Annotated in this window: 14 protein-coding genes; 11 read left to right on the top strand and 3 right to left on the bottom strand. The window is 62.4% G+C overall.

The annotated features are described in order from the left end of the window. Nucleotides 1-65 precede the first annotated feature (65 nt). The 3 genes from AC1RLU_RS19470 to AC1RLU_RS19460 are packed head-to-tail and all read left to right on the top strand — an operon-like array spanning nt 66 to nt 2,079. Nucleotides 66-704, top strand: a complete 639-nt coding sequence (locus AC1RLU_RS19470) for an amino acid ABC transporter permease (RefSeq protein WP_492797589.1) — start codon at nt 66-68, stop codon at nt 702-704. 2 nt (nt 705-706) lie between these two features. Then, nucleotides 707-1,360: an amino acid ABC transporter permease gene (locus tag AC1RLU_RS19465; protein ID WP_492797587.1), complete on the top strand. Its 654-nt coding sequence runs from the start codon at nt 707-709 to the stop codon at nt 1,358-1,360. Then, complete coding sequence (locus tag AC1RLU_RS19460) at nt 1,357-2,079, top strand: amino acid ABC transporter ATP-binding protein (protein ID WP_492797585.1); 723 nt, start codon at nt 1,357-1,359, stop codon at nt 2,077-2,079. The genes AC1RLU_RS19465 and AC1RLU_RS19460 overlap by 4 nt, the downstream gene beginning before the upstream one ends. A gap of 657 nt (nt 2,080-2,736) precedes the next feature. Here AC1RLU_RS19460 and AC1RLU_RS19455 read toward each other — a convergent pair. Next, nucleotides 2,737-3,861 carry an extracellular catalytic domain type 1 short-chain-length polyhydroxyalkanoate depolymerase gene (locus AC1RLU_RS19455; RefSeq protein WP_492797583.1) on the bottom strand — a complete coding sequence of 375 codons (1,125 nt, stop codon included), beginning with the start codon at nt 3,859-3,861 and terminating at the stop codon, nt 2,737-2,739. Then, nucleotides 3,858-4,268 (bottom strand): CopG family transcriptional regulator, encoded by a 411-nt coding sequence (locus AC1RLU_RS19450; RefSeq protein WP_492797581.1) that lies wholly within the window; start codon nt 4,266-4,268, stop codon nt 3,858-3,860. The genes AC1RLU_RS19455 and AC1RLU_RS19450 overlap by 4 nt, the downstream gene beginning before the upstream one ends. A 196-nt stretch (nt 4,269-4,464) precedes the next feature. Here AC1RLU_RS19450 and AC1RLU_RS19445 point away from each other — a divergent pair, with 196 nt between their 5' ends. Next, nucleotides 4,465-5,403, top strand: coding sequence for a sensor histidine kinase (locus tag AC1RLU_RS19445; protein ID WP_492797580.1), 939 nt, complete (start codon nt 4,465-4,467; stop codon nt 5,401-5,403). Here AC1RLU_RS19445 and AC1RLU_RS19440 read toward each other — a convergent pair whose 3' ends face one another. After that, nucleotides 5,404-5,868 (bottom strand): response regulator, encoded by a 465-nt coding sequence (locus AC1RLU_RS19440; protein ID WP_320409863.1) that lies wholly within the window; start codon nt 5,866-5,868, stop codon nt 5,404-5,406. A gap of 274 nt (nt 5,869-6,142) precedes the next feature. Between AC1RLU_RS19440 and AC1RLU_RS19435 the strand changes: the two genes are divergently transcribed. The 7 genes from AC1RLU_RS19435 to AC1RLU_RS19405 all read left to right on the top strand — a co-directional run bounded on the left by AC1RLU_RS19435 (nt 6,143) and on the right by AC1RLU_RS19405 (nt 14,326). Then, nucleotides 6,143-7,708 carry an OpgD/OpgG family glucan biosynthesis protein gene (locus tag AC1RLU_RS19435; RefSeq protein WP_492797679.1) on the top strand — a complete coding sequence of 522 codons (1,566 nt, stop codon included), beginning with the start codon at nt 6,143-6,145 and terminating at the stop codon, nt 7,706-7,708. A gap of 67 nt (nt 7,709-7,775) precedes the next feature. Further along, the gene (locus AC1RLU_RS19430) at nt 7,776-9,725 is read left to right on the top strand and encodes an AI-2E family transporter (protein ID WP_113586051.1); all 1,950 of its coding nucleotides are present in this window, start codon (nt 7,776-7,778) and stop codon (nt 9,723-9,725) included. 196 nt (nt 9,726-9,921) lie between these two features. Continuing rightward, nucleotides 9,922-10,275: a hypothetical protein gene (locus AC1RLU_RS19425; protein WP_061966608.1), complete on the top strand. Its 354-nt coding sequence runs from the start codon at nt 9,922-9,924 to the stop codon at nt 10,273-10,275. A 123-nt stretch (nt 10,276-10,398) separates the two neighbouring features. Then, nucleotides 10,399-10,536 carry a hypothetical protein gene (locus tag AC1RLU_RS19420; protein ID WP_492797577.1) on the top strand — a complete coding sequence of 46 codons (138 nt, stop codon included), beginning with the start codon at nt 10,399-10,401 and terminating at the stop codon, nt 10,534-10,536. Between the two features lies 1 nt (nt 10,537). Beyond that, nucleotides 10,538-10,798, top strand: a complete 261-nt coding sequence (locus tag AC1RLU_RS19415) for a hypothetical protein (RefSeq protein ID WP_492797575.1) — start codon at nt 10,538-10,540, stop codon at nt 10,796-10,798. Between the two features lie 304 nt (nt 10,799-11,102). After that, complete coding sequence (locus tag AC1RLU_RS19410) at nt 11,103-12,062, top strand: class I mannose-6-phosphate isomerase (RefSeq protein WP_492797573.1); 960 nt, start codon at nt 11,103-11,105, stop codon at nt 12,060-12,062. Continuing rightward, a complete protein-coding gene (locus tag AC1RLU_RS19405) occupies nt 12,059-14,326 on the top strand; it encodes a glycosyltransferase family 4 protein (RefSeq protein ID WP_492797571.1) in 2,268 nt (755 codons plus the stop codon). The genes AC1RLU_RS19410 and AC1RLU_RS19405 overlap by 4 nt, the downstream gene beginning before the upstream one ends. Nucleotides 14,327-14,333: the final 7 nt, after the last annotated feature.

The following is a 14,333-nucleotide window of genomic DNA, read 5'->3' as shown; positions in this document are numbered from 1 at the left end:
CGGCCTTTGCTCCGCCTGCTGTGACGGCGAGGCGGAGCGATGCCTTTTCGAAGCTGGAGCAGTACGTGCAATCTTTAGCGGATGTCCTGCAATACCTGCCGCTGTTTTACAGCGGCATAGGCATGACCGTGCTGCTCTGGCTGGCGTCGTTGGCTGTCGCCACGGTGCTCGGCCTACTCCTGGCACTGGCAAGTTGGAGCAGCATCCCGGTGCTGTCGCAAGCGGCGAGCGCATATATCCTGTTCATCCGCGGCGTGCCGATCCTGGTGCAGATTTTCTACATCTACTTCCTGCTGCCGAGCATCGGCGTTACCCTGCCGGCCTATTGGGCGGCCGTCGCGGGGCTGGGGCTCGCGTTCTCGGCCTATATGGCCGAGGTGTTTCGCGCCGGCATCCTTGCCGTCGACACCGGGCAAGTCGAGGCAGCCACATCGTTGGCCATGTCGCCGCTCGTGATAGCGAGGCGGGTGATCGTGCCGCAGGCCGTTCGCACAGCGCTGCCCGGCTACTCCAACATCGTTGTGATGATCCTGAAAACCACTTCGCTGGCCTCCGTCATCGCGGTCCCCGAAATGTCTCGCACCGCGTTCCTGCTCGTCCAGGCCACCTACAAGAGCATCGAGCTCTTCACCCTGCTGGCCTTGCTGTACATCGCGATCAGCATTCCGTTGATCATCCTCATTCGCCGAATGGAGCGGAGGTGACCATGACGGAGGCGCTGTTCGGCTTCCTGCCCAATCTCCTGTCCGGCGTGAAGCTGACAATCGTCATCGCATTGTCCGCGATCGCTCTGGCAACCGCGCTGGGCCTGTGCCTGGAGATGCTGAGATGGACTGGCTTCGGGTTCTTGAAACGCCTGAACGTCGTGCTTGTCGTCGTCCTGCGGGGCGTCCCGACGCTGGTCTTTATCTATTACGCGTATTTCGCCCTGCCGGCACTTGGTATCGCCTTGTCACCGATTGTCGCCGGCATCATCGCACTGGCCGTCGCGCATGCGCCCTACATGGCGGAAAACATGCGGCTGTCGATCGAGGCGATCGACAGGGGGCAATCCGAGGCAGCCGTTTCGCTTGGGATGAGCAAGGCGCTCATGATGCGACGCGTCATCATTCCCCAGGCCACGCGCTACTTTATGCCGCCCTACGGAAACTCGATCGTCATGGCAGTCAAGGACTCCAGCCTTTGCGCCGTCATCACCGTCGCGGAGCTGACCCGGCAAGCCCAGATCCTCGCATCCGAAACCTTCAGAACGATGGAAGTCTTCTCACAGGCAGCGCTGCTCTACGTTTCGATCTGCGTTCCGTTCATTCTCTTCATCCGATACTTCGAACACAGATTCTCCAAAGAGGCCGCAAGATGATCGTGTTCGACAACGTTCGAAAGTCGTTCGGCGCCGTCGAGGTGCTCCGGGGCGTTTCGGCCTCCCTGCCCGAGGGAAAGGTATCCTGCATCATCGGTCCGTCGGGGTCCGGCAAATCAACGCTCCTGCGTTGCATCAACGGCCTTGAAACCTATCAGGACGGCGAGATCCGCGTCGCCGGCTTACGCGCCGACCCGGAAAGCTTTGTGGCCATTCGCCGCAAGGTTGCGATGGTCTTCCAGCGCTTTAACCTGTTCCCGCATCGCACGGTGCTGGAGAATGTCATCGAGGCACCTGTCTACGTTCATAACGTGCCGCGCAATAAGGCTGAGTTACGTGCGAAGGAGTTGCTGGAGCGTGTCGGACTGTCCCATCGGCTGCACGCCTATCCGCCAACATTGTCCGGCGGCGAGCAGCAGCGTGTAGCCATAGCGCGGGCCGTGGCTGTCGGGCCGGAAGCCATCCTGTTCGACGAACCGACATCTGCGCTCGACCCCGAACTGGTGGGCGAAGTGTTGGCGGTCATGCGCGATCTCGCGGCGGACGGATTGACGATGGTCGTCGTGACGCACGAAATCCAGTTTGCCCAGTCGGTCGCGGACAAGGTGCTGTTCATCGACAAGGGCCGGATCGTCGAGGAAGGCCCACCGGATGCGGTCATCGGTAATCCGCGCGAGGAGCGGACGCGCGAATTCCTAAAGCGTCTTCTTAACCGCTGAAACGGACCTGATGTGGCGAGGTCGATACAAGTTCGACCTACGCCCTCTCATCCGCTCCCGTAGCGCGAATGCCTATGCGATCGCCGCGACCATTAGCGCTGTCTTGATCATCTCCCTTGGCTCGTCGGGCCTAACCATTCACGCCCGCCTGGCACGCCCAGCTTTGTCGATCGTGTCGGCGACTCGTCCGTGAAGATCATCATGGAATTCAGCGCTACGTAGGCGCCAGACAGCGTTTCGATGCGATCTCGACCGGCAGGTGTGAACGTCCGGCTCCTGGCGGAGGTCAAAAATCAGCAAATGACGCAAAAGCCCGGCTACTAATCGCCGGACAAGATCGAAACGCTTCGGCTCGCGGATCATATCGTCTCATCCCTTGTGTCGTTGAGATCGAGCGGACCATACCGTCCGCACCGCGCCACGCTTGCCGAGGAGACCAAGACCGACAAGCTGCTCACGCAGCTCGGCGGGCCCGGCAAACTCGGCGGCTGTCGCGCAAGCCAAGGCCGCGTGACCCGATCGCTTCCTTGGGGCCCTCTCTCCTCGTTGGAGAGAGAGAGCTTCACTGCATTCATGTTCGTGGGTGGCGGCACGATGGGTTCCCGGAACATTTCCTGATCGCCCCAACGAAACCAATTCCGTACCGCGCAAGACGCCTCAGGCCTCGAGGAAAAAGCGGACCATCTCACGCGAGGCATCGGGGCCCGTCGCATCGGTATAGCTTCCACCGCGGTCACCTCCTGACCAGGCATGACCGCCGCCGTGGATCAGCCAGTGCTCGGCGAGTGCAGGAGCATCGCCATGCCCGATCAGCGACCGAGTTACGCGTTTGCCATTGATCATCGCGTCGGTCTGAAGCTCTGCTGGCTTCCCCTGCGCGCACCCCGCGAGATCGAAAACGCCCTTGCCATTCGATGGATGAACCGTGGCATCGGCGGTTCCGTGGAAAATGATCTTCCTGATGGGCGAACGGCCTTGTGTCGTCGCTTTCGCATTTCCCTTCATTGCAGCGAATGCGGACACGACGTCGCAAGCCGCGCCATGAGGCAGGCCGGAATGAATGCCGGCTGCGGAAAAGACGTCGGGATGGGTCGAGGCCAGGACGTCGGCCATGGCCCCGCCCGCCGACAGGCCGGCAACGAAAACCCGCTTGCGATCGATCTTAAATTTCGAAGCCAGTTCGTGGGCAAGTCCTGCCAGCAGGGCCGGTTCGCCAGCGTCACGCCGCTGATGACGAGGGTCGAACCAGTTCCAGCAACCCTGCGCGTTGGCCGATTTCGGCTGCGAAGGGTAGGCGACGATCAGGCCGAACTCATCGGCCAAAGCATTCATTCTGGTCCCGCGGGCGAAATCATCCGGGTTTTGTGTGCAGCCGTGAAGCATCATCACCAGCGCAAGCTCACGATCGGCGTGATTAGGCGGCACGTAGAGCTTGTAGGTCACTGAGCCAACGGTCGATTGGAACCTGCGTGTCCTGAAGTTTGCACTGTCCCGCGCATCTTCCGTAACCGTTTCACCAGGGCTCGGCGCGTGGACGAAGCTCGCCTGCTCTTGTCGCAGCTTTTGCAGGATCGCCCGGAGGCCGCGCGCAGGCGGTGCTTCGGGACTGTCCCCGCTTTGTGTGCCGCTATCCGGGACAGCTGAGGGAATAGACCCGCGTCCGGCGAGAGCGTGCCGTATCGCGGCCGTTGCGCCCATCACGTCGGATGTTCGCAGGCGGTTCATGGCTTCGCCGATGGCGGCGTGAAAACGCGGGTTCATGGCGAAGGTCCTTTGGGTCATGTCAGCCGATCGGCCAGGGCGGCCTTGACCTCGGGGGATGTATGCAGGGCCCCGAGGATGGTGAGAGAGGCAACGGCTTGCCGCGCCAGTTCCGGGGAAACGTCACTGTCGATTACGGCCAAGCCCAGGACCCGGATGTCGAGCTGCTCCCCAGCTGCGACCACGGCTTCGAGATCCTGGCGCGTGAAGGTCCGCAGTCCCAGTTCCAGTGCCAGGCGTGTCGTCGCCTTCGCGGCGACATCCGAATGGGTCGCAAGCTGGTTGCGGATCGCGGTGCGAATGAAGTCCGAGCGGTTGGAATAGAAGCCGTCGCGGACCAGCAGGTCGATGCGGCCGAGATCCACGAATCCGAGGTTCAGGGTCAATTTTTCGCTCTCAGGAGTTTTCATTGGCAATCCATATACCATCCAATTGGATGGTATATGGATGCAATCAGAGGGATATCAATAGGCCGCCCCGCGTCTGGCGAACAAACCAAACCGTCAAAAGACAGAGACAGGGATTTGGCGGCGTGGCAGCACATGGCATAAACGGGAACGCTCCCTGAACGGGAACGAGATCGGGGACATTTTGCCGACGCCGGAACTTCGGGACGCCCGTTTCATGCGCAGCCTGCTGGCGGCGTCGGACGATTGCATCAAGGTCATAGACCTCGACGGCAAGCTCTCCTTCATGAGCGAAGGCGGCCAGCGCATCATGGAAGTCAGCGACTTCAACGCCATCAAGGGCTGCCCCTGGCCGGATTTCTGGGCTGACCAGGGCAACGCCGAAGCCAAGTTCGCGATCGAGGAAGCGCGTGCTGGTCGCAGCTATCGCTTTCAGGGCGCTGCCAATACGGCCGCCGGCAATCCACGGTTCTGGGACGTCCAAGTTGGCCCGATCCTAGGCCCGGAAGGAAAACCCGAGGCGATCCTGTCCGTGTCGCGAGATATCACGGCCATCAAGGAGGCCGAGCAACGCCAGCGTCTGCTCGCGCTTGAACTTAAGCATCGGATGAAGAACACCGTCGCCATGATTCAGGCGATCGCCAATCAGACGATCCGTGGTGGTCCCGAGGTGGATGCGCTCAAGGAGGCCTTCATCGCAAGGCTGAACACGATGGCCTCGGCACAGGACATCCTGACCCAGACCGTCTGGGCCAGGGCGAGCCTGGCATATCTCGTCGAAGAGTCTCTGAAAGGGCAAAGCGACCTGTCGCGCTTCCGCATCGACGGGCCGCCGGTCGAACTCTCGTCCAAGACTGCCCTGGCGATGGCGCTCGCGCTCCATGAGCTGGCGACCAATGCCGCGAAATACGGCGCTCTCAGGCAGGATGGCGGACGGATCGACATAACCTGGTCGGTTGAAGACGGTCAGTTCGCATTCGAGTGGCGTGAGAGCGGCGGACCACTGGTCGAGCCGCCAACCCGCCGCGGCTTCGGATCGCGCATGATCGAGCGCGCTTTGGCGGGATATTTCAGCGGGGCCGCCGCCATGGACTATCAGCCGGCCGGAGTGGTCTTCTCGCTTCGCGGCCCCATCGACGCGCTCATTGCCGACTGATCAGGCCGTCGACCGGAAGGCTGCGATGACTTCGGCTGCCCGGTATGGCTTCCTGATATACTGAACGTTCTCGGGCAGCTCGCCTTCGTGCGGCATGACGCGACCGCTTGCGACGACGATGAGGATGGGCGGCCAGCCCAGTCGCACGACATGCGCCAGCTTCATGCCATCCATGGACCCCGGCATCTCGATGTCGGTGAATACGATGGCTATGTCGTGGCGGGCTTTGAGGATCGCGATTGCTTCCTCGGCATGGACAGCCTCGACCACCTCGAAACCAGCCTCCTCGATGAAGTCGACGGCGTCCATCCGGAGGAGAGGCTCGTCTTCAACGATCAGGACGACTAGTTTCGACATCATGTGCTTTCGAGAGTGACTCTCAGCCAACTGCCGACGTGAGCTCTTGTTGCCTCGCATTGCAAAGAATTGCGCCGTTTGTCCCGCCCGCAGCGGCGGGGTGGGCACCGGGATGCCGGGAATAACGGGTTTCAGGCGGGGTGTCTGCTCGTGGCGCAGACTGCGGATGTCATTTGGCAGGCGGAAGTCTAGCGGGCGGAACTCCTGATTTCGATCGTTTCAGTGTCCGCGGCGATGAGGCGATCATCCGGTTGGTGATGGCGCCTCCGAGCGCCCCGGAACTCAAACAAGCGGGGAGCGTTCAAAACTTGCTCGCCCGATACCATGTCGGCTGCGGCTTTTTTGGGTTGGGGGAAGTTTGTCCGCACCGTCTCGCCGCGCGATGATCGCTTTGCTCTCCAGTGCCTGCATGCTGGCGAACCGTTGCGTACAGGCCCGGGCGACAGCGGGCTCCGCGAAAGGCTTTGGCTATGACGATGTCGTCCAGCAGGCGATGGCGTTGGCAAAGCAGCCTTTCGATGCCGAGAGCGCGAAGATCCCGGCCGAGCTCTCGAACCTGACCTATGACAGCTATCGCGAAATCCGCTTTCGCCGCGACAAGGCCTTCTGGCGCGAGGGCGGCTCGGATTTCCGCCTGCTGCCGTTCCATCTCGGCTTCCTGCACAACAAGCCAGTCCAGGTTCACGTCATCAACCACGGCAACGCGATTCCTATCCCGTTCACGACCAGTCTGTTCGAATACGGCAAGGTTCCCGTGCCTAAGAGCCTTTCCCCGGCGCTGGGTTTCGCGGGGTTTGCCGTGACGACCAACCTGAACGACCCGAAAGTGCAGGACGAGGTCGTCTCATTCCTGGGCGCGAGCTATTTCCGGCTGATCGGCCGCGGTCACCGCTACGGACTCTCGGCGCGCTCGCTTGCCTTGAATGTCGGCGGTGAGGGTCCCGAGGAGTTCCCGTTCATGCGGGCGCTCTGGGTGGAGGAGCCGTCGCGTGACACGACCGAGCTCGTCATCTATGCCTTGCTCGATTCGCCATCGATCGCCGGCGCCTTTCGCTATGTCGTCCGCCCGGGCCGCGTCACCGATATGGATGTGACGGCTACGATCATCCCACGCCGGGCGATTGAGCGGATCGGCATCGCACCGCTGACCTCAATGTTCCAGGCCGGCGAGGGTGATCTCGCGCAGAGAACCGATTTCCGCCCCGAGATCCACGATTCGGACGGGCTGACGCTGCAATCCGGCAGCGGGGAATGGATCTGGCGGCCCATTCGCAATCCCAAGGCGCTACGCATATCGAGTTTCGGAGACAAGAACCCGCGCGGCTTCGGCCTGATGCAGCGCGACCGCGACTTTGGCAGCTACCAGGATCTGGAAGCGCGTTATGATGCCCGGCCGGGCTACTGGGTCCAGCCACAGGGCGACTGGGGCGAAGGGAGGATCGACCTCATCGAAATCCCGACGGTGAACGAGGCTTTCGACAATATCGTCGCCTGTTGGACGCCGAACGCTCCGCTGCCCAGCGGGCAGGCGGCGGAGTTCCGCTACCGCATCTCGGCATTGTCGACGACCTGGCACCTGCACCCCTACGCGCAGGTGCAGCAGACCTTCAACGGCTCGGATATCGAGGACGGCGTTGCCGAGGGCAAGGGCACGAAGCGCTTCATCGTCGACTTCGCCGGCGGCGATCTCGCCTACTATCAGAGCGAACCCGATCGCCTCGAACTCGTTGCGACGACGACGGCCGGCGCGATCACCACGAAGATCCTGACGTTCAACGCCCCGTTGAAAGGTGTGCGCGCCATCGTCGACGCGACGCTGCCGGACGGCCAGTCGGCAGAGCTTCGCATGTTCTTGAGAGCGCGAAATCGCACCTTGAGCGAGACGTGGACGGCGACATGGTCGGTGCCTCCCGGCGACGCCGCAGGGCCGCAATCGCCAAAGAACTAGCTTCTCCCGGCGGTCGCCATTCCGTCGACCGCTTCATGCTGGCGTCCAGATTGAAGGAAACCGATCGATGCCCGCGATTGAGGTCACCCCTACCGTCGCAGCTCCATCGACAAGGTCGCCTGCTGACGTCGTCTCGAATGTAGCCATCGGAGTCTTCATCGTCGCCGCGCTTTATTTCGGGCGCGAGGTTTTCGTCCCTGTGGCGCTCGCGATCCTGTTCAGCTTCGTCCTGGCGCCGCTGGTCAAAGGTCTGCAGAAGCTGCGTGCCCCACGGGCGTTGGCGGTTTTTGTCGTCGTCTTGATTGCGTTCGCGACCTTGGCGGCCTTGACGATGGCGATGGTTGGCCAGGCAACTCAATTGGCGAGCGAGCTACCAACCTATCAGAGCACCATCCGCGCCAAGATTGCCGCTTTGAAAGGCTCGGGGGCCGGAAGCGGGGTTTTGAGCCGCGCCGCGGATGTCTTGCAAGATCTGAGCAAGGAACTCGACCGTCCCAAGGCGGAATCTCCAGTCCCAAGCGAAACGCCTGGCCCTGCACGGGACGGACGCCCAATCCCCGTCGAGGTGCATCAACCGGAACCCGGCGCTATCGAAACGCTGCAGGCCTTTCTGGCTCCGCTGATCCACCCTCTGACCACAACCGGAATCGTGCTGATCTTCGTGGTCTTCATCCTCTTGAAGCGCGAGGACCTTCGAAACCGGTTCATCCGATTGACCGGGACTTACGATCTGCAGAAGACGACGGCCGCGTTCGATGACGCTGGCAAGCGCCTCAGCCGGCTGTTTCTGACGCAGCTCATCGTCAACGCCGGCTTCGGTGTTGTGATTGGTTGCGGCCTTGCCGCCATCGGCGTTCCCAGCGCCTTGCTTTGGGGAATTCTGGCGGCGATCCTGCGGTTCATTCCCTATCTTGGCGCCGTCCTCTCGGCCGTTTTTCCGATGGTGATCGCCGCATCGGTCGATCCCGGTTGGATGATGCTCGTGTGGACGGCGGCCTTGTTCGTGATCGCCGAGCCACTCGTCGGGCATGTGATCGAACCTTTGGCCTATGGCCGCTCCACCGGGCTCTCGCCGATCGCCATCGTAGTCGCGGCAACATTCTGGACTTGGTTATGGGGTCCTATCGGGCTGGTCCTGGCAACCCCTTTGACCGTGTGTCTCGTGGTCCTTGGCCGGCATGTCGAAAGACTGGAATTTCTGGACGTGATGCTGGGGGACAGACCCGCACTGTCGGCGCCGGAGATCTTCTATCAGCGGATCCTCGCGGGAGACCCCGCGGAAGCAGCCGACAAGGCTGAGGAGGTTCTGAAAGAGCGCTCGCTATCCGCTTATTATGACGAGGTCGCGCTCGAAGGCTTGCGGCTCGCCGCAGCAGACGAGGCGCGCGGCGTTCTCGATGCTCCCAGGCGAAACCAGATCCTTGCGACAATTCGCGAGGTCCTCGAGGACTTGTCCGACCATGACGACGGTCGCCCTTCGCGCGGCGCCGGCGCCGCAGACGCCGAGACCGAGGCGGCGGTTGAACAGACCAACGAACAGGAAGGTGCGTCCGATCTGCCCGTACTCACCGCGGCTGAGCTGAAGGACACGTTTCGAGACGGAGGTGGAGTGGTCTGCATCGGCGCGCGATCGCAACTCGATGAGGCAGCCGCGCTCATGCTGGGCCAGATCCTGGAGAAGCATGGATTGGCGGCGGAGGCGTTGCCTCCCACCGCGCTGCTGGCTCCCGGTATGGAGCGCCTTGCCGCGCGCAGTCCGGCTTTGATCTGCCTTTGCTATATCGGACCCCACAATGCTGCTCACGTGAAGTATGCGCTTCGGCGCCTTCGCCGCCGTCTGCCGATGGCGATCCTCGTCCTCGGCGAACTGTCGCAAGTTTCCAGTCCGTTGGCAGATATCAAGGGCCCCTTGCTCGCCGACGACGTGGAAACGTCTCTTCGAGGCATCTGCCGGCTGTGCCTTCAGTTCGCGGAGACAACGGACGCGGCAGGCGGTCGAGCGCGTCATCTCGAATGAGCAAGGCTTGGGAACCGTATGATCCGACTTCCTTGCAACTGAAATTAAATTTCAGGCATCAGGAAGGTACGTAAATCGTGGAGAATAAATAATATTCGATCTCGCCTTCGTGAGATAAATAAACAGGATTATTTTCTAATTCTATGATACATTCTTTCACGGAAGATTTTCATTCCGCAAATCGGAAGGATTTTCCATGAAAATCCCCTCTCAGACCAAACCTGCCATCTGGGGTGCCGTTGGCGGTGCTGTTGCCCTTGCCGTTCTCGGCTTCACCTGGGGTGGATGGTCCACCGCTTCGTCGAGCGAACGCGTGGCGAAGCTCAGAGCCGAGAATGCCGTTGTCGCGGCCTTGTCTCCGATTTGCGTGAGCAACTTTCAGAAGCAACCCAATGTCGATGCAGCCCTCGCCGAACTGAAGAAGATCAGTTCATGGAGCCAGGGCGATTTCATCGCCAAGGGTGGCTGGGCCACGATGATCGGTAGCACGTCACCGGACTCGGCCGTCGCCAAGGCCTGCGCCGAAACGCTCGGCATGTCCAAGACCTGAGACGATCGCAACGGCGATAACCGTACGCAGCGACATCGTCCGTCGATCATGAACCATTCCGCGTGAGCAGCGCGGAAATGGTGGCGTTCATGACGCCTCCCTGCTCAGCAAGAGGAGATTTGTATGGCCAAGGGACAGACGCGCGGCAATCGAGAAGCCAAGAAGCCCAAGAAGAAGAAGGAAGCAGCGGCCGTGCCCGTATCGGCAAAGGGCCTTCCGGTGACGCTCGAACTTGCAGGAAAGCCGAAGAAGAAGATCTGACGTGAACATTCGCAGCCGGGAAACCACGGTCACGTTCAGGAAGCCGTTCAGGCTGAGCGCAATAGACCATATGCAACCTGCCGGCACCTACCGCGTGGTGGTCGACGAGGAGGAGATTCCAGCCACCTCGTTTCTGGCCTATCGCCAGATCGCCACCATGCTGCACACACCGTCGCTTTCTTCGTTTGGCAACTCCCAGGTGTTCGCGGTGAGCCCGGGCGAACTGGTCAGCGCGTTGGAGGCTGACCTCAGCGCTTATTAAGACGACACCGGCGAGGGATCCGCGCGCTGGCCACCGCTGATCCGGCATGCTGTATCCCGCCGCGGGCGCATTTGACGCCTCATCTTGGCCATCGCGCGCTTCGATGCCGCGTCGAACGGCTCGATCGTTCGGAAGATTGCTTCAAAACCGGGAGCACGGCTGGCGTCCTCCTGATGCGCGCCAGCCAGCCGATGCCGCTCGCGATACGCGGTTGCTTGCGCCTACGCCCCGTGAACCGCCGCTACCCAAGGCCCACGCGCGACAACCCGTCGTCATGTCCGGCCGCATGAACCAGGAGCCCGCAATGGCGCTCGAACAAGCCTGCATCGAGCTGATCCCCAAGCCCTGGGGGTCGACCGACCTCCTCCCCTGGAGCGGGACGGGGCATCCCAGCGTTCCGATCGGCGAACTCTGGTTCCAACGCTGCGATAAACACGCGCCGGAGCCCGCCTTATTGCTCAAACTCCTGTTCACGCAGGAACCCCTGTCGATCCAGGTGCATCCGGACGATGCCGCCGCCCATGGGATGGGGCTGCCGCGCGGCAAGACGGAAGCCTGGTACATCCTGTCCGCGGCCCCTGACGCTATGGTGGGAGTCGGGCTCACGGCGCCCGTCACCCCCGAGCAACTGCGGGTCGCCATTGCCGATGGCGCGATCGCCCGGCTTGTCGCTTGGCACAAGCCGGCTGCAGGCGAGGTCATCGCCGTTCCCGCCGGGACGATCCACGCGATCGGTCCAGGCCTTGTGCTGGCCGAGATCCAGCAGCGCAGCGACACGACATTCCGTTTGTTCGACTATGGCCGCGCTCGTGAACTTCATATCGAGCAGGGCGTCGCGGCAGCTCATCGCGGACCCGCGCAACGCGCCGCGCCGGCCGGGCGCCTGAGCGATGGTCGGACCGTGCTCGTCGTCAATCCGTATTTCGTCTTCGAGCGGATCGACCTGCCTGCCCGATCGATCTGGGACCTCGATGCCCGATGCGAGACCTGGCTGGCCACCATCGCCGGCGACGCCATGATCGGCGTTCTGCAAATCGGCATTGGCCAAGGCTGCTTCATCGAGGGTCAGAGCGTGCGTATCGTGCCGGGCGAAGCCGGCCTGTCCTGTCTCGTCGCCTATGACGCGGCAACACCTAGCCGCGACCTTCTGCATCGTGTCGACGGCGACGGCATGCCCAGGTTCCGCGAGACGGTTTCACCGCCGACCGGGCCGCCTCCGGCATTCGCAGTATTCCCGATTCCGTCCACGGAGGCACGATCATGAGCCCGACCAAACGCATCGCCTTCATTGGCAACTCGCTGCCCCGCCGCTGCGGGATCGCGACCTTCACCACCGATCTACAGCAGGCGATCGCATCCTCCGATATCGACACATCCATCGTGGCCATGAACGACCATGGCGACGGCTACGACTATCCGTTCCCCGTGCACTGCCAGATTTCCGACCAGCGGCTCGAAGATTATGCGCGTGCAGCCGATTTCCTGAACGAAGGCCGCTTCGACGTCGTCTCCCTTCAGCACGAATTCGGCATCTTCGGTGGCGAGGCCGGGAGCCATATCATGGCGCTGCTATCGCGCTTGACCGTGCCCGTCGTCACGACACTCCACACTGTCCTGGCCGAACCGAATGCCGCGCAGCGCGACGTGATGGAACGGATCGTCGATGCCTCGGCCCGCGTAGTCGTCATGGCGGAGAAGGGGCGCGACCTGTTGCGGACCGTCTATCGATTGCCGGCGGACAAGATCGAGGTGATCGCGCACGGCATTCCCGAATTTGCCTTTGTCGAGCCCGATGAAGCCAAGGAAAGGTTGGGCTTCGGCGGCCACTCCGTCATCCTGACGTTCGGCCTGCTGTCGCCCAACAAGGGCATCGAGGTGATGATCGACGCGATGCCCTCGATCCTGAGGCGCCGCCCCGATGCAATGTATGTGGTTCTGGGCGCGACGCATCCCCATCTCGTCCGCGAGCATGGCGAGGCCTATCGCGAAAGCCTGACGGCGCGTGTGTGCGAGCTCGGGGTCGAGGATCACGTCGTCTTCCTCGACCGGTTCGTCGATCAGGCGACGCTGCTCGGCTTCATCTCTATGTGCGACGTCTATGTCACGCCTTATCTCAACGAGGCGCAGATGACGTCGGGCACGCTGTCTTACAGTTTCGGGCTGGGCAAGGCCGTGGTTTCGACGCCCTATTGGCACGCCAAGGAATTGCTGGGCGACGGGCGCGGCGTCCTCGTGCCCTTCGGCGATGTCGTCGCGATCGGTAACGAGATCGCAGGCTTGCTGACAGATGCGCCCCGGCGCCAGGCCATGAGGCTGCGCGCCTATGCGAGCAGCCGTTCGATGACCTGGGAGCGAACCGCGAAACGCTATCTCGCCGCTTTCGAGACGGCCCGCCGAGGCCGTGTGCTGAGCGCTGTTACGGGTTCCAGCCGGCCGAAAGCCCAGCCGGCAACGGCACCGCCGCCGGAGACGCAGACCGGCCACCTCCTGTCCATGTGCGACGATACCGGGCTGCTCCAGCACGCGGTTCATTCCGTGCCGGACCGCTCGCATGGCTATTGCGTCGATGACAATGCCCGCGCTCTGCTCCTCGCCAGTGCCCTGAACGGCACTGGCGAGGAGCGCCTGGCGGACGCGCTAACGACACGCTTTGCCTCCTTCATCCAACACGCCTGGAATCCCGATCGACGGCGCTTCCGCAACTTGATGAGCTTCGATCGACGTTGGCTCGAGGAAGCCGGGTCGGAGGACAGCCATGGGCGTACGCTGTGGGCGCTCGGTGTCTGCGCGCGCGACGATGCGAGCATTTCGCGGCGACAATGGGCTACCGCTCTGTTCGCCGAGGCCTTGCCCGCCATCGAGCGTTTCAGTTCCCCGCGTGCCTGGGCTTTTGCCTTGCTGGGTCTTGATGCTCATTGCACCACGACGGCCGCCATCTCGCTCCGTACGCGTCTCGCCGACCGCCTGCTCGGCCTGATCGCGACGGTCGAGACACCGGACTGGATCTGGTTCGAGGATGGGCTCTCCTACGACAACGCGCGCCTGCCCCAAGCCCTGATCGCGACGGGACTGACGATGAAGATGCCGGCCTATGTCGAGGCTGGCCTGCGCTCGCTGCGTTGGCTAACGCATCTCCAGACAACGCGGGCAGGCCTGTTCAGGCCTGTCGGCTCGGAGAGTTTCGGCGACAAGCGTAGCCCACCGAAGGCCTTTGATCAGCAGCCACTGGAAGCAACGGCAGCTGTTTCAGCCTGCCTCGCAGCTTGGCGCGCTGACGGCGATCCGCAATGGCGCAACGAAGCCGCGCGCGCTTTCGCCTGGTTCCTGGGCGACAATGACCTCTCCACGCCCCTCGTCGACCTGGACACCGGCGCCTGCCGTGACGGCCTCCATCGCGATCGGCCAAATGAGAACCGCGGCGGTGAATCCGTCGTCTCGTACCTGCTCAGCCTCGCCGAGATTCGTCAGCTTGCCCGCGTCAGCGGGGATCGCCCGAAACTGGCGCCGCTTCGGGCCTTGCACGCCTGAGCTTTCG

The sequence above is a fragment of the Allobosea sp. GW822-FHT05A11 genome, assembly GCF_058800455.1.
The sequence above is the reverse complement of the archived record's forward strand: the minus strand, read 5'-3'. Positions and strand labels throughout refer to the sequence as shown.

Excerpts from the sequence above, each read along its gene's own strand:
- AC1RLU_RS19460 (WP_492797585.1), top strand. The coding sequence starts at position 1,357 with ATGATCGTGTTCGACAACGTTCGAAAGTCGTTCGGCGCCGTCGAGGTG.
- AC1RLU_RS19465 (WP_492797587.1), top strand. The coding sequence starts at position 707 with ATGACGGAGGCGCTGTTCGGCTTCCTGCCCAATCTCCTGTCCGGCGTG.
- AC1RLU_RS19410 (WP_492797573.1), top strand. The coding sequence starts at position 11,103 with ATGGCGCTCGAACAAGCCTGCATCGAGCTGATCCCCAAGCCCTGGGGG.
- AC1RLU_RS19425 (WP_061966608.1), top strand. The coding sequence starts at position 9,922 with ATGAAAATCCCCTCTCAGACCAAACCTGCCATCTGGGGTGCCGTTGGC.
- AC1RLU_RS19450 (WP_492797581.1), bottom strand. The coding sequence starts at position 4,268 with ATGGTATATGGATTGCCAATGAAAACTCCTGAGAGCGAAAAATTGACC.
- AC1RLU_RS19430 (WP_113586051.1), top strand. The coding sequence starts at position 7,776 with ATGCCCGCGATTGAGGTCACCCCTACCGTCGCAGCTCCATCGACAAGG.
- AC1RLU_RS19455 (WP_492797583.1), bottom strand. The coding sequence starts at position 3,861 with ATGACCCAAAGGACCTTCGCCATGAACCCGCGTTTTCACGCCGCCATC.
- AC1RLU_RS19420 (WP_492797577.1), top strand. The coding sequence starts at position 10,399 with ATGGCCAAGGGACAGACGCGCGGCAATCGAGAAGCCAAGAAGCCCAAG.
- AC1RLU_RS19405 (WP_492797571.1), top strand. The coding sequence starts at position 12,059 with ATGAGCCCGACCAAACGCATCGCCTTCATTGGCAACTCGCTGCCCCGC.
- AC1RLU_RS19435 (WP_492797679.1), top strand. The coding sequence starts at position 6,143 with ATGATCGCTTTGCTCTCCAGTGCCTGCATGCTGGCGAACCGTTGCGTA.
- AC1RLU_RS19445 (WP_492797580.1), top strand. The coding sequence starts at position 4,465 with ATGCGCAGCCTGCTGGCGGCGTCGGACGATTGCATCAAGGTCATAGAC.